The sequence below is a fragment of the Sphingomonas caeni genome (assembly GCF_026013415.1).
GTDB classification, from domain to species: Bacteria; Pseudomonadota; Alphaproteobacteria; order Sphingomonadales; family Sphingomonadaceae; genus Sphingomonas; species Sphingomonas caeni.
Window position 1 is genome coordinate 302,882 of the sequence record NZ_JAPDOK010000001.1, and the last position, 21,564, is coordinate 324,445.

Consider the following 21,564-nt stretch of genomic DNA (forward strand, 5'->3'; position numbering starts at 1 on the left):
CAGGCCGACAAAAAAGGGCCGGAGGGGCGATCCTCCGGCCCTTTTTCATGCGCCGCGCTGGCTTCAGCTGACCATGTTCTTGATCAGATCGTGCGAGGCCTCCGCCGCCCGGCCGGACGCCGGATAGTAGCGATACGCCACCACCCCGTAATCGAGCGCGATCGTCTCGACGGGCAGGTCGCCCGGACCCCCGCTCACGCTGAAATTGCTGATGATGACGTGGCTGAGCTCGATCTCGAGATAGCGCACCGCCGCGCCCGCTTCGTCGCTGCGGTAGCAGCTGAGCAGCGCCTTCCCGATCTGCTTGCCGTTCCAGCACAGCTTGAGCAGCTCGGTCGAGGCGGAATCGGGATATTTGCTGAAGGTCAGGTTCGTATGGCTGGCCTGCTCGACGGTGCCCGGTCCGGAGCGGGTCGGCGAGGCCGGCTGCGAGAAGCCGTGACTCCATGACAGGACCTCGATCTCGCCGACATGGCCCGGATTGTGCGAGCCGCCGGCGATGTCCGGCTTGCGGAGCTTGAGGTACATCGTCGCGGCCATCCTGCCCTCCTACCCCAGCTTCGCCTCGACCAGCGCCTTCAGGTCGCATTCGGGCCGCGCACCATAATGCTGGATGATTTCCGCCGCGCAGATCGCGCCGAGCTTGAGCGAGGCCTCGGTCCCCAGCCCCCTGGCCTGTCCGAACAGGAAGCCCGCCGCGAACAGGTCGCCCGCGCCGGTGGTGTCGACCACCTTGGCGATCGGCTCGGCCGGCACGGACACGCGCTCGGTCCCCACCAACGCGATCGCGCCCTTCTCGCTGCGCGTCACCACCAGCACCGGCACCTTGCCGTGGATATGCGCCACGGCGCTCTCGAAATCCTCGTGCTCGCACAGCGCCAGCAGCTCATTCTCGTTGGCGAAGAGGATGTCGATCAGCCCGTCGGCGATCAGCTGGCGGAAGTCGCCGCCATGGCGCGAGATGCAGAAGATGTCCGAAAGCGTGAAGGCGACCTTGCGCCCATGCGCGCGCGCCACCTCGATCGCCTTGCGCATCGCGGCGCGCGGCTCTTCGGGGTCCCACAGATAGCCCTCGAGATAGAGGATCGCGCCCGCCGCGATCAGATCGAGGTCGAGCGCCGAGGCGGGCAGGAACTGCGAGGCGCCGAGAAAGGTGTTCATCGTCCGCTGGCCATCGGGGGTGACGAAGATCAGGCAGCGCGCGGTGCTGGGGTCGCCGGCACGCGCCGCGGTGCCGAAATCGACCCCCGCCGCGCGGATATCGTGCGCGAACACCTCGCCCAGCTGGTCGTCCGCCACCTGACCGATGAACCCGCACTTCGCGCCCATCGCCGCCATCCCCGCAACGGTGTTCGCCGCGGAGCCGCCCGAAACCTCGCGCCCCGGCCCCATCTTGGCATAGAGCGCATCGGCATCGGCGGGCGAGAACATCAGCGCCATCGAGCCCTTGGTCATCCCCTGCTCCACGATGAATTCGTCGTCGGACTGCGAGAGGATGTCGACGATCGCATTGCCGATCGCGACCACGTCATAAGTGGCTTCGCTCACGAAAAACTCCATTTGGGTTGTGCGGAAGCCCTAAGGCCAGGCTAAAGGGAGCGCAATGATCCAGGCGCTCTTCCTTTCGATCGGGCAATTGTTCGACCGCCGCGTGGCGATGGTGTTCGTGAAGTCGTTCGCGCTCACGATCGTGCTGCTCGGCGCGGTGTCGGTGGCGATCTGGTACGGGATGCACCAGATGCTCGACTGGATCGCGCTCAAGCTGGGCGGCACAGGCTGGCTCGGCTGGGCCGAGAACACCGCCGATATCTCGACGATCGTGCTCGTGCTGCTCGCGCACCTGCTGCTGTTCCGCGCGGTGGCGATCGCGGTGATCGGGGTGTTCGCGGACGAGGTGGTCGAGGCGGTCGAGCTGCGCCACTATCCCGGCGCGCATGCCTCGGCGCGGAGCGTGCCGTTCGCGCGGTCGATTTCGATGGGGCTGGGATCGGGGCTGCGCGCGGTGCTGGTCAACCTGCTCTTCTCCCCCATCTACCTGATCCTGCTGCTCACCGGCATCGGCACGCCGATCGCCTTCTTCCTCGTCAACACCTGGCTGCTCGGGCGCGATCTGGGCGACATGGTCGCGGTCCGGCACATGCCCTACGGCAATCTGCCGCGCTGGCGGCGGCGGACGATCTTCACGCGCGCCATGCTGGGAGCGCTCGGCACCGGGCTGTTCCTCGTTCCCGGTCTCAACCTGCTCGCCCCGATCCTCGGCGCGGCGATGGCCGCCCATGCCTTTCACCAGGGACGCAGGTGATGTGGCGCCTCCTCCCCTTGAGCCTGTTGCTGGCGCTGGCCGCGTGCGGCGAGGGTGGCGCGCGGCCGGCCCAGATCGCCCCGGCGCCGCACGTGCCGGTGCCCCAGCCGCCAAGCCCCACCGCGCTCGCCGCCGGGGTCGCCAAGGTCCAGGACCAGACCGGACCCATACTGATTGCCCAGTTCGGCAAGCCCCGCATCGATCTGACCGAAGGCCCCGCGCGCAAGCTCCAGTTCGCCGGGCCGATCTGCGTGCTCGACGCCTATCTCTACGCCAGGGGACGCGATGCGACGGTCACCCATATCGACACCCGCCAGCGCGACGGCAGGCCGATCGATCAGGCGAGCTGCATCGCGGCGCTCAGCAAACGTTAGGCAATCGCGCCAAGGCCCATTCGGCGGCGTCCCGCACGACTTCGTCGGGATCATCGAGCAACGCCCGCACCGGCCCCACCAGCGCCGCGCTTCCGCTGTTGCCCGCGGCGATCAGGCAGTTGCGCACCATCCGGTCGCGGCCGATGCGCTTGATCGGGGAGCCCGCGAAGACCTGCCGGAAGCCGGTATCGTCGAGCGCGAGCAGGTCCGCGAGCTGCGGCGCGGCCAGTTCCGCCCTCGGCGCGAAGGCCAGGTTCGCCTGCGCGGCGCTCGCGAACTTGTTCCAGGGGCAGACGGCGAGGCAATCGTCGCAGCCATAGATGCGGTTGCCGATCGCTTCCCGGAACTCCGCCGGGATCGGACCCTTATGCTCGATCGTGAGGTACGAGATGCAGCGCCGCGCATCGAGGCGGAAGGGTGCGGGGAAGGCATCGGTCGGACAGGCCGACTGGCAGGCGGTGCACGAGCCGCACGTCTCTTCGCCCGGGGCGTCGGGCTGCAGATCGAGCGTCGAGTAGATCGCCCCGAGGAACAGCCAGCTACCATGCGTCCGGCTGACGAGATTGGTGTGCTTGCCCTGCCAGCCCAGCCCCGCCGCCTCGGCCAGCGGTTTCTCCATGACGGGCGCGGTATCGACGAAGACCTTGATGTCGGCGGACGACTGCTCGACCAACCAGCGCCCGAGCGCCTTGAGCGCGCGCTTCACGACGTCGTGATAATCGGCGCCCTGCGCATAGACCGAGATGCGCCCGCGCTCGCCCTCCCCCGCCAATGCCAGCGGATCGGCCGCGGGGGCATAACTCATCCCCAGCGCGATCACCGATCGCACCTCGGGCCACAGCCCGGCGGGGCTCTCGCGGTGATGCGCGCGCTCCTCCATCCAGATCATCGAGCCGTGCTTGCCCTCGGCCAGCCATTCGCGCAGCCGCTCGCCCGATCGCGGCGCGGCATCGGCGCGCGCGATTCCGGCGTCCGCGAAGCCCAGTTCGGCGGCTTTAGCCTTTATTCGCTCTTCGAGTGTCTTGTGTTGCTGCACCAGTCCCCGCTACCACGGCGGCATTAGGGAGGCATCCTGTTTGAGCAGCACACTGGCCGTGAGCGCCAAGGGCCTCGTCAAGCGCTTCGGCGAGCGGCGGGTGGTCGATGGAGTCGATATCGCGGTACCCAAGGGGCTGGTCTATGGCGTGCTCGGTCCCAACGGCGCGGGTAAGACCACGACGCTGCGCATGCTGCTCGGCATTATCGAGCCCGATGAGGGCGAGCGTAACCTGCTCGGCAGCGCGCATCCGCGCGAGGCGAGCGACCAGGTCGGCTATCTGCCCGAGGAGCGCGGCCTCTACCCCGCGATGACGTGCCGCGAGGCGATCGCCTTCATGGGCGCGCTGCGCGGGCTGCCCTGGAAGACCGGGCGCGAGCGCGCCGATGCCTTGCTCGATCAGGCGGGGCTCGGTCATGCCAAGCACGAGCGGATCCGCAAGCTCTCCAAGGGCATGGCGCAGCTCGTCCAACTGCTCGGATCGGTGGTGCACGAACCCGAGCTACTGGTGCTCGACGAGCCCTTTTCGGGGCTCGACCCGGTCAATCAGGAGAAGCTCGAGGCGCTGATCCTCGGGCAGCGCGACCGGGGGGCGACGATCCTCTTCTCGACGCATGTGATGGCGCATGCCGAGCGGCTGTGCGACCGGCTCTCGATCATCGCGGGCGGCAAGGTGAAGTTCGAAGGCACGGTGGCACAGGCACGCGGGATGCTGCCGATGAAGGCGCATTACACGCCGCACCATGCGCATGAGGGGCTCGAGGCGCTGCTGCCCAGGGATGCCGAGCGCGAGAATGGCAGCTGGACCTTCACCGTCCCGCGCGAAGGGATCGAGGCGCTGCTGGTCGAGCTGATCAATGCGGGGCACGGCATTTCCGGGCTCTCGATCGAGCGGCCGGGGCTGCACGACGCGTTCGTCCGCATCGTCGGCGCCCAGGCGATCGCCGCGAGCGAGGAGGCCGCGGCATGAGCGGCTTCCGGCGCGGCCTCCGCCAGGCCTTCACCGTCGCGCGGCGCGACCTCAAGGCGACCGTCCTCACGCCGACCTTCCTGCTCTTCCTGCTGAGCCCGCTCTTCCTGATCGGGCTCAGCGTGGGTGCCGGAATGGGCGCGCGGGTCGCGACGAAGAGCAGCGAAGCGAACCAGCGGATCGTCGTGATCGCCCCGCCCGGGCGCGCCGCCATGCTCCGCGCGATCGACCGGCAGCTCCGTCCGATTTTCCGGGGCGATTCCGCGCCGCCGCAGCTCCGGATCGATACGCCGCGCGAGAATGTCGCGGCTCAGGCGCAGGCGACGATCGAGAATGATGCCGACGAGGTGTCGGCGGTCCTTTACGGTCCGCTCGAACGGCCGCACATCCTGCGCACCCCGACCAGCTTTGGCGAAGCGGTCTATCTTTCCCAGCTCGCCGAGGAGGTGTTGCGCGCCGAGCGCGCGGGGGGGCCGGCGCAGCTGAGCGAAGCCGAGGTTACGGTGGTCTCGCATGGCCAGACGACCAATAGCGGGCGCAGCGCGGTCGCCCTTTTCGCGGCGTTCGGCGTGTCTCTCCTCACCCTCATGCTCTCGGGCCAGGCGGTCGGCGCGATGGCCGAGGAGCGGTCGAACAAGGTGATCGAGGTGCTTGCCGCCGCGATCCCGCTCGAAAGCGTCTTTTTCGGCAAGCTGCTCGGCGCGTTCGGATCGGCCTTGCTGTTCATCGTCTTCTGGGGGGGGCTGCTCGCGGCGCTGCCAAAGCTGGCCCCGCCGGCCCTGGCGACGGGTTTTGCCGATATGGGCGCCGCGGTGGGCCCGATCTTCCCGCTGCTGTTCGTCGCCTATTTCACCATGGCCTATATGCTGCTTAGCGCCGTGTTTCTGGGCATCGGCGCGCTCGCCTCAAGCCAGCGCGAGCTCCAGATGCTGTCGCTGCCGGTCACCGTCCTGCAGATCGCGATCATGAGCTTCGCGACGATCGGCGCCGTCGATCCGAACGGCTGGATCGCCTGGGTCACCGCGGTGTTTCCGCTCAGCAGCCCCCACGCGATGGCCGCGCGTGCCGCCGTCGAGCCCGAACTCTGGCCCCATGCGCTCGCGCTCGTCTGGCAGGCGCTGTGGGTCGGGATCGTCATCACCGTCAGCGCGCGGGTCTTCCGCCGCGGCGTGCTCAAGTCGGGCAGCCCGAAGACCCGTTTCAAAAAGCCACGGACTATTGACATGAGTGTCAGTTAAGGCTCTGCTCGCGCCACAAGATCGGGAGAGATTCGAGATGGCGACCCTGGCAACCGGCCCCGAGCCCAAGATCGTCGATCCGCTCGATATGAGCCGTCCGGAGCTGTATCGCGACGATACCTGGCACGCTCCGTTCCGCGAGCTGCGGGAGAAGGCGCCGCTCTACTATACCGAACATAGCGATTTCGGCCCCTTCTGGTCGGTCTCGACCTACAAGCCGATCGTCCATATCGAATCGCTGCCCGAGATCTTCTCGTCCGAAATGGGCGGCATCGTCATCGCCGACCTGAAGGAAGGCGATATCAAGATGCCGATGTTCATCGCGATGGACCGGCCCAAGCACACCGCCCAGCGCCGCACCATCGCCCCGGCCTTCACGCCGAGCGAGATGGTGCGGATGAGCGACAATATCCGCGCGCGCACCGCCGAGATCCTCGATTCCTTGCCCGTGGGCGAGGAGTTCGACTGGGTCGACAAGGTCTCGATCGAACTGACCACCCAGATGCTGGCGATCCTGTTCGATTTCCCCTGGGCGGACCGCCGCAAGCTCACCTACTGGTCCGACTGGGCGGGCGACATCGAACTCTCCAAGGACGAGGTGCTAAAGGAGCAGCGGCGCGAAATCCTGTTCGAATGCGCCGCCTATTTCGGCAACCTCTGGCAGAGCAAGATCGGCAAGGATCCGACCCCCGACCTGATCTCGATGATGATCCATTCGGACGCGATGGCGGAGATGGACCAGTTCGAGTTCCTCGGGAACCTGATCCTTCTCATCGTCGGCGGCAACGATACCACGCGCAATTCGATGAGCGCCTATGCCTGGGCGCTCGAGCAATTCCCCGACGAGCGCGCCAAGCTGGAAGCCAATCCGGGGCTGATCGCCAACGCCACGCAGGAGATCATCCGCTGGCAGACTCCGCTCGCGCATATGCGCCGGACGGCGACGCAGGATGCCGAGGTGGACGGCGTCAAGATCCGCGAGGGCGACAAGCTCGCGCTCTGGTATCTCTCCGCCAACCGCGACGAGAGCATCTTCCCGCAAGCCGACAGGATCATCGTCGACCGCGAGAATGCGCGGCGCCACCTCGCCTTCGGCCACGGCATCCATCGTTGCGTCGGCGCGCGGCTGGCGGAGCTGCAAATCGGCATCCTGATGGAGGAAATGGCCAAGCGTCGCCTGCGCGTGAACGTCACCGGCGAGCCCGAGCGCGTCGCGGCCTGCTTCGTCCATGGCTATCGCAAGATGGCGGTCGAACTCAGCCGTTATTGAGGGCGCGCGCATCCGCTTGGCATGGGCTCGCGTAGTTCCCACATTGCCTCCAGGAGTTTCGCCCATGCAGATCGACCGTCGCACGCTTTTGACCGCCAGCGCCACGGGCGTGCTCGCCGCGTGCAGCGGGGGCACGGCGGAGGCGGCGCAGAAGTTCGAGTTCACGCTGAGCGACGCCGAATGGCGCAAGCGGCTGAGCCCGGCGGCGTACCAGACGCTCCGTCACGGGGCGACCGAATATCCGGGGACCAGTCCGCTCAACAAGGAGCATCGCGCGGGGACCTTCTCGTGCGCGGGCTGCGCGCTGCCGCTCTTCGCATCGACGACCAAGTTCGACAGCGGCACGGGCTGGCCGAGCTTCTACGCCCCGCTCCCCAAGGCGGTGATCACCAAGGACGATTCGACGCTGGGGATGTCGCGGGTGGAGGTACTATGCCGCCGCTGCGGCGGGCATCTCGGCCATGTGTTCGACGATGGGCCCCAGCCCACCGGCAAGCGCTACTGCATGAACGGCGTCGCGCTGAGCTTTACGCCGAAGGGGTAGCTCTCCCTCACAATCGTTCGTGCTGAGTAGAGACCGAGTAGCCGAAGGCGTATCGAGCGCTCGTATCGAAGCATCCCGCCATCACCGTCCTTCGATACGCCCCCGTCGATACGCGGCTGCGCCGCTACTCGATGGCTACTCAGGATGTACGGGAGTGGGAAACCTCAACCCCAGAAGCCAGGTTACTCGTCGAGATCGGTCTCGAGCACGAGATCGCTGAGATCGAGTTCAAGCGAGGGCTGGCGGTCGAGCGCGGGCGCGAAGCCCTCGCCATTGGGATAGATGAAGCCGTTGACCGGATAGACCGAGGTGCCGAGATCGCCGGTCGGCGCGAACCAGACCTTGACCTGGCTCCAGTCGCCCGCCGCCGACACGTCGATCGCGCGGACATTGCGCTCGATCCCGCCGCGATACGACCAGTTGGCATGGGTGAGCAGCACTTCGCGGTCGCTGACGATCTTCGAGACCATCGCGACATGGCCGAGCGGCATCTTCGCGGTGCGCTGGAACGACATAACCGAACCGACCTTGGGATCGTTGCCGCGCTCGTAGCGGCCCTCGGCCTGGGCCCACCAGGTCCAGGCATTGCCGCGAATCTCGATGCCCGAAACCGAGCGCGCGAACGGCACGCACTGCAGGTATCCGCTCCGGGCGGCGGCATAGGCCGGGGTGGCTGCCGTCAGGCAAAGCGCCGCCACCAGCGCAAAACGCGCTGCGAGATATCGAAGAAGCAAGAAAACCCCCCGGTCGAAATGGATCGGTGGATGCTGATGACCAGATCGCGTTTCGTCCGTCTACCGCGATCCGACGAACCGTTGCCTCGGGGCGGTGGATGGGAGGGCCGAGTCGGAACCTTTCGGCGAGTCGAGCCGTGACGCCGACGAACTGAAACCGACCGGTCGTTTCGGCGGGTTACCGAATCCTTTCGGCTGCCATGCGGATTCGCACGGGTGGGGAAGCCCCTGAATCGACAGCTTTGTTGCTCAAGCGCATCACTTCACAACCTTTTCCGATTGCGGGACTCGGTTCGTCGCAACCCATGTTGCAACGCAAAAGCCGATGGGCTCGAATGCTGAACAGGGGACGACAGGGGGTTAAGCGCGGCGTTAACCATTTGCGCGCATGATCTCCCGGTAAGCAGTTGAGTGGGGTGGGAGTGGTCTAAAATGAGCGCGAGGATGAAGCCGGCCGAAGGAGCAATGACGCTGGCAGAGATGAAGGAATTCGCAGGGTTCAGCGCGGCGACGCAGCGCTATGTGCGCCGCTCGCTCGATATCGGACTGGAGCGCGAGGACGCGATGACGCGCTGGTCGCGCGACGTGGTCGAAGCCGCCAGCATCCGCGCCCAGGCCCGCATGTACGACCGTCTCAACGAAATCCGCGCGCTGCTTCCGGACGATAGCGGCCTCGACGCGATCGAGCCGTTCATGGCGCCGCTCGTCACCGTTTCGGCGTTCGACCTGTCGCAGGGCCGGCTGACCACCTTCTCGGCCTATCGCTTCCTCTACGAGCGCCTGGTGGGCGCCGAGGTTCGCCCCTGGCTGCCTTCGGCCTTCTGCTCGGCCGCGGCGCTCCCGCATCTCCATCCGGACCTGCGGCGCAAGCTGCTCCAGTCGATCAGCGAAGCCGCGGCCACCGCCTCGGGCTGGTCGAACCGCCAGCCGGCCTTCTACCCGCAATGGGTGGAGAAGGTCGACGGCGCGGCGTCGCTGCCGAACTGACACGGTTCACGTCGGAGGACTGAAGAAGCCGGGGCGAAAGCTCCGGCTTTTTCATTGGGGCTTTGGGAGGGGCGCCGGCTAGGCGTCGCGATCGGCGGCGATCGCGTCCGGACCGCGTCGATTGGCCACGGTGGCCAGGGCGATCAGGCTGGCCGCGGTGATGGGAAGCGGTGAGAAGATCATCAGCAAGCCAAGGCCGATATTGGCCCCGCCGCCTTCGTACGGACGCGTGATCACGAACAGGTAGAAGCCCCAGAACGCCGCCGTCAGGCAAAGCGCCACGATCCACGGCCTTCGGGCGCCGACGCCGAGCAGCGCGAGCAGCAGATAGGGCGCGGCGGCGATCACGATTTGCGCCCAGACCGCGTCGTCTTCCCAAAGCGTCGTGACGGGCACGCCCTCCACGACGGCCCACACCGTGTTGCAGGCGGCAATCACGGCAAATCCGATGGCGACTGCCGCCACCAGCCCGATGGCCGCCCGCGCCGGATAAGGCTTTGCAGTCCGGTTCATTGTCAGAACCTAGAACGCCCCACGGACTTCCGCAAATCAGGTGCGCTCGAAGGTAATTGCGCGCTTGGCCGGATCGGCGTCGGTCAGCCGCAGCAGCAGCCCTTCCCCGGGCTCGACGTTCCCCGCCGCCACGCGCGCCCGGACCGGCAGGTCGCAGAGCTGCACCTTCGCCCATTTCTCGACCACCTCGGTCGCAACCGCGTGGAAGGTCTCGCCTTCGCGCCCGGAGAGCAGCACCGCCTCGGCCAGGTCGAGCACCGCGCGCTCGATCCTGCCAGCCAGCGCGTCGGCGCGGGCCATCACTTCGGGAAGCCTCTCGAAGGCGGCGGCGACCGGCTCGGGTACCGCGCGCCCGTTCGCCACCGCCAGCGCGGCCTGGACGACATAGCGGTCGGCGAGGCGGCGCAGCGGGGCGGTGGCATGGGCATAGGTCGCCGCCATCGCGCTGTGCCACGGGACGACGCCCTCGCGGTACGGCGCATAGCTCGCCCCCGGCCCAGCGCGGCGGATCGCGAGCATCAGCGCGGCCTGGTGGGGGTCGTGCTGGTCGAGCCGGCGCTCGAAATGATCGAGGTCCATCCCCGTCGGCCAATCGATCCCCAGTGCCCGCGCGGTGAAGCGGAGCCGCTTGACCGCCGCTTTCTCGGGCCGGGCCATGACGCGGAACAGGCCGGTGCGGTGCGTCTGGAGCAGGTCCGCGACGGCGAGGTTGGTCGCGAGCGAGAGCGCGGCATTCTGCGTCTCGGAATCGAGATGCGGGCGGAAGACGAGCGTGTACGAGCCGTCGCCCCGGGGTTCGAGCTGCTGCTCGGGCGGCTCGACCCGCGCCGCGCCGCGCTCGGCCTCGGCGGCCTGGATGCGGCGGGCGAGTTCGCCGAAATCGGGCGGCAGATCGGCGGCGGTCACCCCGTCATAGGCGAGCTTGGCGCGGCTGTGGACGACGGCGCGCTCGGCGCCGTCGAGACGGACGCTGCCGTCGGGCCGCACGCGCACGATGAAGATCACCGCGGGGCGCGGGCCGCCCGGCAACAGGCTCGCGGCGCCCTCGGCGAGGACGGGCGGATAGAGGCCGGCCTTGCCGTCGGGGAGGTAGAGCGTCTCGCCCCGGCGCCACGCCTCGGCGTCGATCGGCCCGCCATCGTCAACGAACCAGGCGGTATCGGCGATCGCATAATGGAGCAGCAGATCGGCCCCGCTCGGCTCGATATGGAAGGCCTGGTCGAGATCGGTCGAACTGGCGGGATCAAGCGTGACGAAGGGCAAAGCCGTGCGATCGACATGCTCAGTGGGCACGCGTTTCGCCGCTGTCTGGGCCGCCGCCAGCACCTCGGGCGGAAAGCCGGCGGGCACCTGGAATTCGGCGCGGATCGCCGCAAGCCCCTCGGCCAGCGCATTGCCGGGATCGGCAAGCGTCTTCACCAGCAACCCCGCCAGCCGAATTCGCCGCCGGGCGATTGGTCCATATGGAGGTGATCGGCGTGCGCCGCATTGTAATCGGGCGAGAGCACGATCGTGAACAGCCGGCACGCGCCGCTGCGCACCTCGCGCAGGAACGCTTGCTTCGCCGGATCGCCGCCCTTCCAGTCCTTCTTGACCGTGATCCGCGTCGCGTCCGAGAGGCGGAAGGCCGCGATGTCGATGGCATCGGCGGTCGCGTGCTGGCTCCAGCCCTCGCCGCCCTTCCCCACCATGTGGCGGCACGAATAGCTGCCATAATGCTCGATCGCGCTCACGCGCTTGCCGAAATGCTTGAGCGCAGCGGGCTGGACGACATTCCATTCCCATAGCGTCAGGGCGGCGGCGACGGGGCAGGCGATTTTGAGGTCAGCGGGAAGGAAGTCGATCCGCCGCGGCCCGCCGGAGGCGAAGCGGACGCCGTCCGAATAGCCGCAATGCTCGCCGTCGCTGAGCTCGGGGACGGTGGTGTAGCGCACCCCCGCGCGCTGCATCAGCGCCTGACAACGCGGGAAATCATGGGTGAGCCCGGCGAGCTTGCGTCCGGTGAAGAGACCCAAGGGCTCGGCGAGATCGAGCGGGGTCCAGGGCAGATCCTGCGGGCGGCCGCGCAGCATCGCGTAAAGCAGGAAGGCGCCGGCGAGCAGCAGCAGCGCGCCGAACCCCAAGGCTACCCAGCGCACGGCCTTCATCCGCGCATTGCTTCGCCGAGCGGCTGCCAGGTTACCGGATAGCCGAGATCGTCGGGGATACAGAGCCGGTCGCCATCCTCGCGCCGCTCGATCCAGGGGGTGATGATGCGCGGCTCATGCGCGAGCGCATCGGCCACCGCATCGTCCCAGCTGCCGAACAAGGCGAGGCGCTCGAGATTGCGCCGCGTCGGGAAGATGATGTGCGCCCGGCCTGCATCGGCCTCGGCCAGCACGTCCGCCGCACTCATCCAGAAGGCGCGGACATTCTCGTTGCCGTCGACCACCGGTTCGGCATCGGCGGGTGCGCGGGCGAGATAGAAGCGGGTGTCGAACACGCGGTGATGGACGCCGCGGGGAAGCCAGCGGGTGAAGGGGACGAGTTGCTCGGGACGCAGCGTGGCCCCCGCCGCTTCGATCAGCGCGCCCAGCGGTTCGCCCGCATAGGCGGCGCGGGCAAGTTCGGGGATCGCCTCGTGCGCGATATCCAGCCCGACCGCGACCCCCGCTTCTTCCAGCGTCTCGCGGATCGCGGCGATGCGCGCGGCCATGTCCCAATTATCGTTGGATTGATCGCCCTCCAGCGTCGCGGCGAGGGCATGATCGCCGGGATCGACCCTGCCGCCGGGGAATACCAGCGCTCCGCCCGCAAAGCGCATCGCCGCCGCGCGCTCGACCATCAGCAATTCGGGCGGGCCCTCGCCGCCTTCGCGCATCACGATCACGGTTGCGGCGGGAATCGCCTCTTCGTCGGCCATGCTGGGAGCCTAGAGCATTGGGCCCGCGGCTCAAACACACCGTCATCCCGGCGAAAGCCGGGACCCAGGGTCACGCAGGACATCGCTTGATAACTCTGGGTCCCGGCTTTCGCCGGGATGACGGCTTTGATTTACCAGCCGCCGATCTTGAGCCGCACCTTGGCGATCATGTCGCTCGACGTCAGGAACAAGGTCTTGCCATCCTCACCGAACGCGCAGTTGGCGCAGGCCTTGCCGGTCGAGATCACGCCCAGCAGCTTGCCGCCGGGCGTATAGACATGGATGCCCCCCGGCCCGCTCGAGAAGACGGTGCCGTTCTTGGCGACCTTGATCCCGTCGGGCAGCCCCGGCTTCTTCGCCGCGACATCGGCGCGCATCTCCGCGAAGACGGTCGGTTCGTCCGACGCACCGCCCTCGATATCGAGCGGGTATTTGAGGATCTCGGGCCGCGCGGGATCGGAGATGGTGACGTAGAGCCATTGCTGATCGGGCGAGAGCGTCACGCCGTTGGGGCGCGTCAGCCGGTTCTCGATCAGGTGGACTTCGCCGTCGGGCGCCAGGCGATAGACGCCGTTGAAGGGCTGCTCCTTCAAGGGCGACGTATCGCCGTCGGTGAAGCCATAGGGCGGATCGGTGAAATAGATCGTCCCGTTGCTATGGATCGCGACATCGTTGCAGCTGCTGAAGCGCTTGCCGTCATATTTGTCGGCGAGGATCGTCTTCTTCTTGGTCTTGAGATCGACCGCGGCGACGCAGCGCGTGCCGCTATCGGCCATGATCAGCCGACCCATGGCGTCGATCGCGAGCCCGTTCGCCCCCGCCTCGCGCACGCCCTTGGGGATCGGCCCGGCGAGCCCTGAAGGTTCGAGGAACTTGGTCGTGGCCTTGCCGTCCCATTTCCAGATCACGTTTTTGGGCACGTCGGAGAAGAGGAGATAGTCTCCGTTCTTCACCCAGACCGGGCCCTCGGCCCATTGGAAGCCGGTCGAAAGCACCTCGATCGGCGCGTTCGCATCGACGATCGCGTCGAGCGCCGGATCGATCCGGGTGACCCCGCCCACGCCCGCCGCCCGGGCGAACCCCGGCACGAAGGGCGCCGCGGCCATCCCCGCGAGCACCGCGCGGCGCGAAACCTTCCAGTCGATCATCCATCCCTCCTCACGCGAAATTCCACAAGAGCAGCGCCATTGCGAGCATCGTCGATCCCGCAATCGTCGCACAGATCGTCCAGCTGCGCAGCGTCTGCGCCTCGGTCAGCCCCAGATATTGCTTCACCAGCCAGAAGCCGGTGTCGTTGACATGGCTCATGATCGAGGCACCCGCGCCGATCGCCACCGTCACCAGCGCGACCTGGCCGGGCGTCAGCCCCGCCGCCGCCACCATCGGCGCGGCGAGCCCCGCGGCGGTGACCATCGCGACGGTCGCCGACCCTTGGGCGATCCGCACGAACGCCGAGAGCAGGAAGGCGAAGAACAGCACCGAGACATTGGCCTGGGTCATCGCCGCGGTGATCTGCGCACCCGCGCCGCTTTCGATCAGCACCTCCTTGTACGCCGCGCCCGCGCCGATGATCAGCACCATCACGCCCGCGGGTTCGAGCGCGCGGGTCATGATGCTGGAGATGGTCGCGAGCGGCGCGCCCTTCACGACGCGCAGCCAGATCAGGACGAGCAGGCAGGCGACGACCAGCGCCACGAAGGGGTGGCCGATGAAGACGAGCGCGGTGCGGAGCGAGCTCGCCGCCATCGTCTTGTCGGCGACGGTGCCGGCGATGATCAGCACCAACGGCACCAGCATCGCCAGCAGCGCGAACCAGAAGCCGATCGGCTTGGTCTGGGGCGCACCCTCGTCGAGCATCGGGGGCGGGCTGGTGTCGCCCCAGCCGGGAGCCGAGTGGAAATATTTGGCGTAGAGCGGCCCGGCGATGATCGCGGCGGGAATGCCGCAGACCAGGCCATAGATGGCGAGCATCCCGTAATCGGTCTTGAGCAACTCCGCCGCCGCTACCGGGCCCGGATGCGGCGGCAGCAGCGCGTGCATCGCCATCAGGCCGGCGAGCAGGGGGATTGCGAAATAGACGACCCGCCGCTCTGCGCGGACCGCCAGCGTCGCCACCAGCGGGGCCAAAATGATGAAGGCGACGTCGAAGAAGAGGGGAATGCCGACGATGATGCCGACCACAAGCAGCGCCCAGGGGATGCGTTTTTCACCGAAAGCCGCGAGCAATTTGTGCGAGATAGCGGTGACGCCGCCGCTCGCCTCGAGCATGCCGCCGAGCAGCGCGCCAAGGCCGATCACCACCGCGACGAAGCCGAGCGCGTCGCCCGTGCCCTTCTTGACCGCGGCGATCACCGTGGCCGGCTCGCCGCCGAACGCCAGGCCGGTCACCAGCGCCACCACGAGCAGCGCGAGGAAGGGCTGCATCTTGAGCTGCAGCACCATGAACACCACCGCGGCGATGCTCACGCCGACGATCAACAGCGTATGCCAGGGCTCACCCATCATGCGACCTCGAACTTGGTTGGGATCGACGCGGCGGGATGCTTCCCCTCGCCGCGGCCGGTGACGCGGAAGCTGGCCTTGCCGCGAATGTCTTCGGAGGAACTGCCAACCATCACCTCGATCAGCCCCGGCTCGATCAGCCATTTGCCGGCATGCCAGATCGCCAGCTGGTCGGGGGTGAGGGTGAAGGTGACGCGCCGGCTCTCGCCGGGCTTGAGGCTCAGCCGGACGAATCCGCGCAGTTCCTTGACCGGCCTGGCGACCGAGGCGACCGGATCGTGGATATAGAGCTGGACCACCTCGTCGGCGGCGACCTTGCCCGAATTGGTGACGGTCACGCCGATCGTCTGGGAGCCATTGGCGGGTACCGCCTCGGCCCCCAGCGTCACCGCACCATAATCGAACCTGGCGTAGCTCAGCCCGTGCCCGAACGGGAACAGCGGCCCGATCGCGGTATCGTGATAGCGCGCGCTGTCGATCAGCAGATCGGCGTTGGCGGGCCGTCCGGTGGGGACATGCGCATAGGTCATCGGGGTCTGGCCGCCATGGCGCGGAATGCCGATGGGGAGCTTGCCGCCGGGCGACACCTCGCCGGTGAGCACATGCGCGATCGCCGGGCCGCTTTCGAGGCCGAGATACCAGGTCTCGAGCACCGCAGGGATGCCCGCCAGATCCTTCTCGAGCCCCAGCGGTCGCCCGTTCATCAGGATCGCGACGATCGGCTTGCCGGTCGCCTTGAGCACGGCGATCAGCGCCTCCTGCGGACCCGGCAGGCCGATATCGGCATAGCTGCGCGCCTCGCCGGAAAAGTCGTAATCCTCGCCGATCGCGAGCAGCACGACATCGGCCTCCCTGGCCAGCGCGACCGCCGCCGGGATGCCCGAGACATCGTCGCTGCGCGTGGTCACGCCCGGCGCATAGCCGGTAATGACATTCCCTTGCTCCAGCGCCGCGCGAAGCGTCACCGCCTCCTCGGCCTGCCCGCGCGCGCGCCACGAACCGAGCGTCGACATGGCGTCGTCCGCCAGCGCGCCGATCAGCACCACCTTCTGGCCCAAGCGCAGCGGCAGCACATCGCCCTCGTTGCGCAGCAGCACCATCGCCCGCTTCGCCAGATCGCGCGCGATCGGGCGGTTCTTCGCGGGCACCGCCTTTTCGGCGACGGGATCGCCAAAGCCATAGGGATCGTCGAACAGCCCCAGCCGCGCCTTGGCGGTGAGGATGCGCTCGACCGCCTCGTCGATCAGCGGGAGCAGCGACTTGTCCTCGGCAACCGCGCTGCCCAGATGCTCGGCATAGCTGTTGCTCGTCATGTCCATGTCGACGCTGGCCTTGAGCGCCAGCACCGCGGCTTCCTTCTGGTCGGCGGCGACGCCGTGCGCGATCAGCTCCTTGACCGCGTTCCAGTCGCTGACGATCAGCCCCTGATAGCCCCATTGTTCGCGCAGCTGGTGGCGGACCAGATCGGCATTGCCCGTGGTCGGCACGCCGGCAATATCGTTGAACGCAGTCATGAAGCTGCCCGCCCCGGCGCGCGCCGCGGCATAGAAGGGCGGCATATTGACCTCGGCGAGCGTGCGCTCGGACACATCGGCGCTGTCATAGTCGCGCCCGCCCACCGCCGCGCCGTACGCGCCGAAATGCTTGGCGCAGGCCATCACGCGGCGGCCCTTGGCGAGATCGCCGCCCTGGAACCCCTCGACCTGCGCGACCGCCATCCGCGATCCGAGATAAGGGTCCTCCCCCGCCCCCTCGACCACCCGGCCCCAGCGCGCGTCGCGGGCGATGTCGACCATCGGCGCGAAGGTCCAGTGCAGCCCCGCGGCCCAGGCCTCCTCGGCGGCGGTGCGCGCGGCAAGCTTCATCGCCTCGGGATCCCAGGTCGATGCCAGGGCGATCGGGACCGGCAGCGTGGTCCGGAAACCATGGATCACGTCCATCGCGAACAGCAGCGGAATCTTGAGCCGCCCCTCCTCGACCGCGACGCGCTGCAACTCCCTGAGCGCATCGGCGCCCGCGACATGGAGGAACGACCCGACCTCGCCCTTGCGGACCCGATCGAGCATCGTCGCATCGAGCCGCGAGTTGAGCGCCTTTTGCCGCCCGCCCGGGATCTGGGTCATCTGGCCCAGCTTCTCGGCGAGCGTCATCTGGCGGATCAGGCCCTTGATCTTCGCCTTGTGATCGGGGCCGATCTCCGCCCGCGCCAGTCCGGCAAACGGCATCGACGCCGCGAGCAACGCGCCCGCGGCAACAACACTCCGCCGGTCGAGATTCATGCGCCGACCTTGATCGCGCGGCCCTCGCGTGCGGAGCGGTAAATCGCCTCGATCAGGCGCATGTCCTTCAGCCCCTCCTCACCCGCGACGATCGGCTCCTTGCCCGAGACGACGCACTCGGCGAGGTGATCGAGCTGACCGGCCCATTGGTTCTTGGACGGCGGCGGCAGCGTCACCTGCTCGGTCTTGCCGCCCTTGCGGACCCAGAGCTGGTGCCCGGTATAAGGCGTCGCGGGCTCCATCCCGATCCAGCCCTTCTCGCCGGTCACGCGGAAGCTGTTGTGCCCCGTCGAATAGCTCGACACGCAATTGGCGATCACGCCCGAGGGGAATTTGAGCTGGAAGTCGATCTGGTCCTCGACATTCTTGAAGCGCGGATCGGTGCGGTCGGTCGATTCGGTCGCGGTAACCAGCACCGGCTCCTCGCCCGAGAGATAGCGCGCCGCATTGAGGCTGTAGATGCCGATATCCATCATCGATCCGCCGCCCGACAGGGGCCGGTCGAGCCGCCACTGACCCGGCTGGGCGTAGAAGCCATGCTCGGCGGTGATCACGTGCGGCTTGCCGATCAGCCCCGAGCGCACCTGCTCGATGACGTGGAGGTTGTACTGCTCGAAATGGCAGCGATAGCCGATCATCAGCTTGACCTTGGCCTTGCGGCACGCGGCGATCATCGCTTCGCATTCCTGCGCGGTGTTCGCCATCGGCTTTTCGCACATCACATGCTTGCCCGCCTTCGCCGCGCGGATCGTGTACTCGGCGTGCATCGAGTTGGGCAGGATGATGTAGACCGCGTCAATGTCCGGATTGTCGGCGATCTTGTCGTAATTCTGGTAATTGTAATGGTGCGTGGCGGGGATGTTGTACTGCGCGCCATATTTCTCGAGCTTGGCGGGCGTGCCGCTCACCAGCGCGACGAGTTCGCAGCTCTCGGTATCCTTGAAGCGCGGCATGATCTGGTTGACGGCATAGTTGCCGAGGCCGACCACCGCGTAGCGCAGCTTCTTGACCGGCGCCGCAAGCCGCTTGCTTCCTGCCAACGCTGTCATGGGGGTTGCCGCAGCAACCAGCCCGGCGCCCATTCCCGCCAGCACATTGCGGCGGCTTTGCTCGTCCCAGCCCATCGGAATCCTCTCCTTGGCTCATGTCCGGGGCCGCATGTCTCGGGTTGACTCGACCCGGCTGCCGCCTCCACGCTGTTAGCGCTATCAGCAAAAACCGGACCGGCAAAGACCGGTTATGGTCGTAGAGACCCGTTCGGGCGTGGAGAGAAGATGTCTCAGGATTCGTCGCGCCGCGAAGCGCTGCAATGGCTTGCGGGGGCTTCCGCCTTGGCGCTCACCGGCTGCAGCGGCGGCGGGGGCTATGGCGGCGGAGGTGGCGGCGTGATCGTCACGCCCACCCCGACGCCGACTCCGACCCCCACGCCGACGCCGACGCCCACCCCGACCCCCGCGGCGGTCTTCACCCCCGGCACGCCGATCAAGACGCAGGCGACCCTCAAGAATATGCGTTTCGGCTCGGCGGTCGCCTGGTCGACGGTGGGCGCCGATGCCGGCTCCTTCGCCAATCCCAACTATGCCGCGATGCTCGAAAATGACTGCTCGATCCTCGTCCCCGAGAATGAGCTCAAGTGGCAGGCGATCCGGCCCAACGCCACGACCTTCGATTTCACCCGCTTCGACGCGATGCTCGCCTATGCCGATTCGAAGCTGATCGCGATGCGCGGCCACACCCTGCTGTGGCACCAGCGCCGCTGGATGCCCGCCTGGGCCGAATCGCACCCCTATGGCACCGGCGCGGCGGGGGTGGCCGAGGCGACGCGCATCCTGACCGAGCATATCCAGACCGTGTGCCGGCGCTATCGCGGCAAGGTGATGAGCTATGACGTGGTCAACGAGGCGGTCGATCCCGCAACGGGCGCGCTCTACGAGACCGCGCTCTCGACCGCGCTCGGCGGGGCGCAGGCGACGCTCGACCTCGCCTTCCAGACTGCGGCGACCGAGGCGCCGGGCGCGACGCTCGTCTATAACGACTATATGGGGTTCGAGGGCGGCGCGACGCACCGCGCGGGCGTGCTGACCCTGCTCCAGGGGTTCAAGGCGCGCGGGATTCCGTGCCATGCGCTCGGTATCCAGTCGCATCTCGGCATTTTCTCGAACACCTCGGTCGCGACCCTGATCGCGAACCAGAGCCCGAGCTGGCGCACCTTCCTCGATGCCGTGGTGGCGCTCGGCTTCAAGCTCGTCATTACCGAGATGGACGTGCGCGATGACGGCGTGACCGGCACGATCGCCCAGCGCGACCAGGCGGTGGCCGATTATGCGCGCGGCTATCTCGACCTGATGTTCTCCTATCCCGAGCTGAGGGACGTTCTCTTCTGGGGGATGTGCGATAAATATAGCTGGTTGCAGGGTTTCGCCCCGCGATCGGACGGGCTGCCGCAACGGCCCAATCCCTATGGTTCGGACTTCGTCTTCAAGCCCTTGCACACCCAGATTCGCAACGCCTTCGTCGCGACGACGATGCGCTAATTTGATCGCCTGACGGCGATGCGTACGGTTTCAGGCGGGAAGGGTCGCTCGGGCGAGCAATCCCCCTTCGGGGCGGTTCTCGACCGTGGCGTCGCCGCCATGCGCACGCGCCACCGCGCGGACGCTGGCGAGGCCGAGCCCGATCCCGCCGGTATCGCGGTTGCGCGAGGGCTCGCTCCGGAAAAAGGGCTCGAACACGCGGTCGACATCCTCGGGGGCGATACCAGGGCCGGAATCGCGCACCTCGATCACCGCCTGCCCATCCTCGCGCGCGAGCGACAGCTGCGCGCTGCCGGCATATTTGACCGCATTGCCGACCAGGTTCGAGATCATCGCCTTGAGCGCGGCGGGATTGCCGTCGAGCACGATCGCCTCGCCGGGATCGAGCGTCACGTCATTGCCCAGATCGGTCATGTCGTCGGTGACATTCTCGGCGAGCGAGCGCAGGTCGAGGGGGCGGCGGCCCTGCGGACGCGTCGTATCGCGCACGAATGCGAGGGTCGCGGCGAGCATCGATTCCATGTCGCGGATATCGGCCTCGCAGGCGCGCCGGATCTTCTCGGGCGCATTCTCCATACGCAGTTCGAGCCGCATCAACGGCGTGCGCAGATCGTGCGCGATCGCCCCGATCATCGTCGCGCGATCGTCGACATAGCGGTTGAGCCGCGCCTGCATCTGGTTGAAGGCGGAGGCCGCCTCGGCGAGCTCGGGCGGGCCGGAGAGTGCCAGCGGCTCGGCGCGCGGATCGCGCCCCAGCCGCTCGGCGGCCTCGGCAAAAGCGCTGATGGGCTTGGCGAGCCGGTGCGCCAGCCCCCAGGCGAAGGGGACCACCGCCGCCGCAGTACCGATCAGCGACAGCAGCGCCAGCCACCGCCAAAGCTCGAACGCATGTCCCGCCGGCCGCACCGTCACCCAGCTGCCGTCGGGCCGCTGATAGGAGGCGACGAAATCGTCGAGCACGAGGAACCCGCGCGCCCTGGAAACCGACCCCGGGATGATGGGTGGCGGCAGCTTGCTGCGGTCATAGGAGGGCGCGCGCTGCGGGAAGGGCGGAGTCACGAAACCGAACTCGACCCGGCTAGTCGGCACCCCCAGCACCATCGCCAGCGCCGGCCGGAGGCGATCGGCGCGCGGCGCCAGGATTGCCGGATCGGTGGGCACGCGTTCGGTGAATTCCAGCTCGCCCGTGGGGTCGCGCCCTTCCTGGAGCACCTTGGCGATATCGCCCACCAAATAGGCGCGCGGCGTCGGCGGCTGGACGAGCGCCAGCAGCGCGAAGTTGAGCAGCTGGACGACGCCCACACACACGAGCATCAGCAGGAAGATCCGCACGAACAGCGGCGATTCGGCGGCGCGCCTCGACAATTTCATCGGCGCCG

Annotated in this window: 21 protein-coding genes; 8 read left to right on the plus strand and 13 right to left on the minus strand. The window is 67.7% G+C overall.

Going from position 1 to position 21,564, the window contains the following annotated elements; genetic code table 11:
- Positions 1 to 63: 63 nt before the first annotated feature.
- Positions 64 to 540 carry an Hcp family type VI secretion system effector gene (locus OF829_RS01725; RefSeq protein ID WP_264938222.1) on the minus strand — a complete coding sequence of 159 codons (477 nt, stop codon included), beginning with the start codon at positions 538 to 540 and terminating at the stop codon, positions 64 to 66.
- Between the two features lie 9 nt (positions 541 to 549).
- Complete coding sequence (locus tag OF829_RS01730; protein ID WP_264938223.1) at positions 550 to 1,548, minus strand: adenosine kinase; 999 nt, start codon at positions 1,546 to 1,548, stop codon at positions 550 to 552.
- Between the two features lie 55 nt (positions 1,549 to 1,603).
- Between OF829_RS01730 and OF829_RS01735 the strand changes: the two genes are divergently transcribed.
- Both OF829_RS01735 and OF829_RS01740 read left to right on the plus strand, forming a co-directional pair.
- A complete protein-coding gene (locus OF829_RS01735; protein ID WP_264938224.1) occupies positions 1,604 to 2,302 on the plus strand; it encodes an EI24 domain-containing protein in 699 nt (232 codons plus the stop codon).
- Positions 2,302 to 2,676: a hypothetical protein gene (locus tag OF829_RS01740; RefSeq protein WP_264938225.1), complete on the plus strand. Its 375-nt coding sequence runs from the start codon at positions 2,302 to 2,304 to the stop codon at positions 2,674 to 2,676. The genes OF829_RS01735 and OF829_RS01740 overlap by 1 nt, the downstream gene beginning before the upstream one ends.
- Here OF829_RS01740 and queG read toward each other — a convergent pair.
- Positions 2,663 to 3,715, minus strand: a complete 1,053-nt coding sequence (gene queG / locus OF829_RS01745) for a tRNA epoxyqueuosine(34) reductase QueG (RefSeq protein ID WP_264938788.1) — start codon at positions 3,713 to 3,715, stop codon at positions 2,663 to 2,665. The two genes, OF829_RS01740 and queG, sit on opposite strands and share 14 nt — an antisense overlap.
- 37 nt (positions 3,716 to 3,752) lie before the next feature.
- Here queG and OF829_RS01750 point away from each other — a divergent pair, with 37 nt between their 5' ends.
- From OF829_RS01750 to msrB, 4 genes are all read left to right on the plus strand, one after another.
- Positions 3,753 to 4,682: an ABC transporter ATP-binding protein gene (locus OF829_RS01750; RefSeq protein WP_264938226.1), complete on the plus strand. Its 930-nt coding sequence runs from the start codon at positions 3,753 to 3,755 to the stop codon at positions 4,680 to 4,682.
- Positions 4,679 to 5,920, plus strand: a complete 1,242-nt coding sequence (locus OF829_RS01755) for an ABC transporter permease (RefSeq protein ID WP_264938227.1) — start codon at positions 4,679 to 4,681, stop codon at positions 5,918 to 5,920. Before OF829_RS01750 ends, OF829_RS01755 begins: the two co-directional genes overlap by 4 nt.
- 37 nt (positions 5,921 to 5,957) lie before the next feature.
- Entirely contained in the window at positions 5,958 to 7,190 is a 1,233-nt protein-coding gene (locus OF829_RS01760; RefSeq protein WP_264938228.1) for a cytochrome P450, read from the plus strand.
- Between the two features lie 64 nt (positions 7,191 to 7,254).
- Positions 7,255 to 7,734 carry a peptide-methionine (R)-S-oxide reductase MsrB gene (gene msrB / locus OF829_RS01765; RefSeq protein WP_264938229.1) on the plus strand — a complete coding sequence of 160 codons (480 nt, stop codon included), beginning with the start codon at positions 7,255 to 7,257 and terminating at the stop codon, positions 7,732 to 7,734.
- A 182-nt stretch (positions 7,735 to 7,916) separates the two neighbouring features.
- Here msrB and OF829_RS01770 read toward each other — a convergent pair whose 3' ends face one another.
- Entirely contained in the window at positions 7,917 to 8,432 is a 516-nt protein-coding gene (locus tag OF829_RS01770) for a CHAP domain-containing protein (protein WP_264938230.1), read from the minus strand.
- Positions 8,433 to 8,900: 468 nt separating this feature from the next.
- On the opposite strand from OF829_RS01770, the gene OF829_RS01775 reads away from it, so the two are divergent.
- Positions 8,901 to 9,455 (plus strand): hypothetical protein, encoded by a 555-nt coding sequence (locus OF829_RS01775; RefSeq protein ID WP_264938231.1) that lies wholly within the window; start codon positions 8,901 to 8,903, stop codon positions 9,453 to 9,455.
- A gap of 78 nt (positions 9,456 to 9,533) precedes the next feature.
- On the opposite strand, the gene OF829_RS01780 is transcribed toward OF829_RS01775, so the two are convergent.
- From OF829_RS01780 to OF829_RS01815, 8 genes are all read right to left on the minus strand, one after another.
- A complete protein-coding gene (locus OF829_RS01780) occupies positions 9,534 to 9,968 on the minus strand; it encodes a hypothetical protein (protein ID WP_264938232.1) in 435 nt (144 codons plus the stop codon).
- A gap of 36 nt (positions 9,969 to 10,004) precedes the next feature.
- A complete protein-coding gene (locus tag OF829_RS01785; protein ID WP_264938233.1) occupies positions 10,005 to 11,387 on the minus strand; it encodes an RNB domain-containing ribonuclease in 1,383 nt (460 codons plus the stop codon).
- A complete protein-coding gene (locus tag OF829_RS01790) occupies positions 11,384 to 12,115 on the minus strand; it encodes an extensin-like domain-containing protein (protein ID WP_264938234.1) in 732 nt (243 codons plus the stop codon). The genes OF829_RS01785 and OF829_RS01790 overlap by 4 nt, the downstream gene beginning before the upstream one ends.
- Entirely contained in the window at positions 12,112 to 12,870 is a 759-nt protein-coding gene (locus OF829_RS01795; protein ID WP_264938235.1) for an NUDIX hydrolase, read from the minus strand. The genes OF829_RS01790 and OF829_RS01795 overlap by 4 nt, the downstream gene beginning before the upstream one ends.
- Before the next feature lie 131 nt (positions 12,871 to 13,001).
- A complete protein-coding gene (locus tag OF829_RS01800) occupies positions 13,002 to 14,018 on the minus strand; it encodes an SMP-30/gluconolactonase/LRE family protein (protein ID WP_264938236.1) in 1,017 nt (338 codons plus the stop codon).
- A gap of 10 nt (positions 14,019 to 14,028) precedes the next feature.
- Positions 14,029 to 15,375, minus strand: coding sequence for a GntP family permease (locus OF829_RS01805; RefSeq protein ID WP_264938237.1), 1,347 nt, complete (start codon positions 15,373 to 15,375; stop codon positions 14,029 to 14,031).
- On the minus strand, positions 15,372 to 17,651 hold the full coding sequence (locus OF829_RS01810) for a glycoside hydrolase family 3 N-terminal domain-containing protein (RefSeq protein WP_264938238.1): 2,280 nt from the start codon (positions 17,649 to 17,651) through the stop codon (positions 15,372 to 15,374). The genes OF829_RS01805 and OF829_RS01810 overlap by 4 nt, the downstream gene beginning before the upstream one ends.
- Positions 17,648 to 18,775: a Gfo/Idh/MocA family protein gene (locus OF829_RS01815; protein WP_264938239.1), complete on the minus strand. Its 1,128-nt coding sequence runs from the start codon at positions 18,773 to 18,775 to the stop codon at positions 17,648 to 17,650. Before OF829_RS01815 ends, OF829_RS01810 begins: the two co-directional genes overlap by 4 nt.
- Positions 18,776 to 18,925: 150 nt before the next feature.
- Here OF829_RS01815 and OF829_RS01820 point away from each other — a divergent pair, with 150 nt between their 5' ends.
- Positions 18,926 to 20,185, plus strand: coding sequence for an endo-1,4-beta-xylanase (locus OF829_RS01820; protein ID WP_264938240.1), 1,260 nt, complete (start codon positions 18,926 to 18,928; stop codon positions 20,183 to 20,185).
- A gap of 30 nt (positions 20,186 to 20,215) precedes the next feature.
- On the opposite strand, the gene OF829_RS01825 is transcribed toward OF829_RS01820, so the two are convergent.
- Positions 20,216 to 21,556, minus strand: coding sequence for a sensor histidine kinase (locus OF829_RS01825; protein WP_264938241.1), 1,341 nt, complete (start codon positions 21,554 to 21,556; stop codon positions 20,216 to 20,218).
- Positions 21,557 to 21,564: the final 8 nt, after the last annotated feature.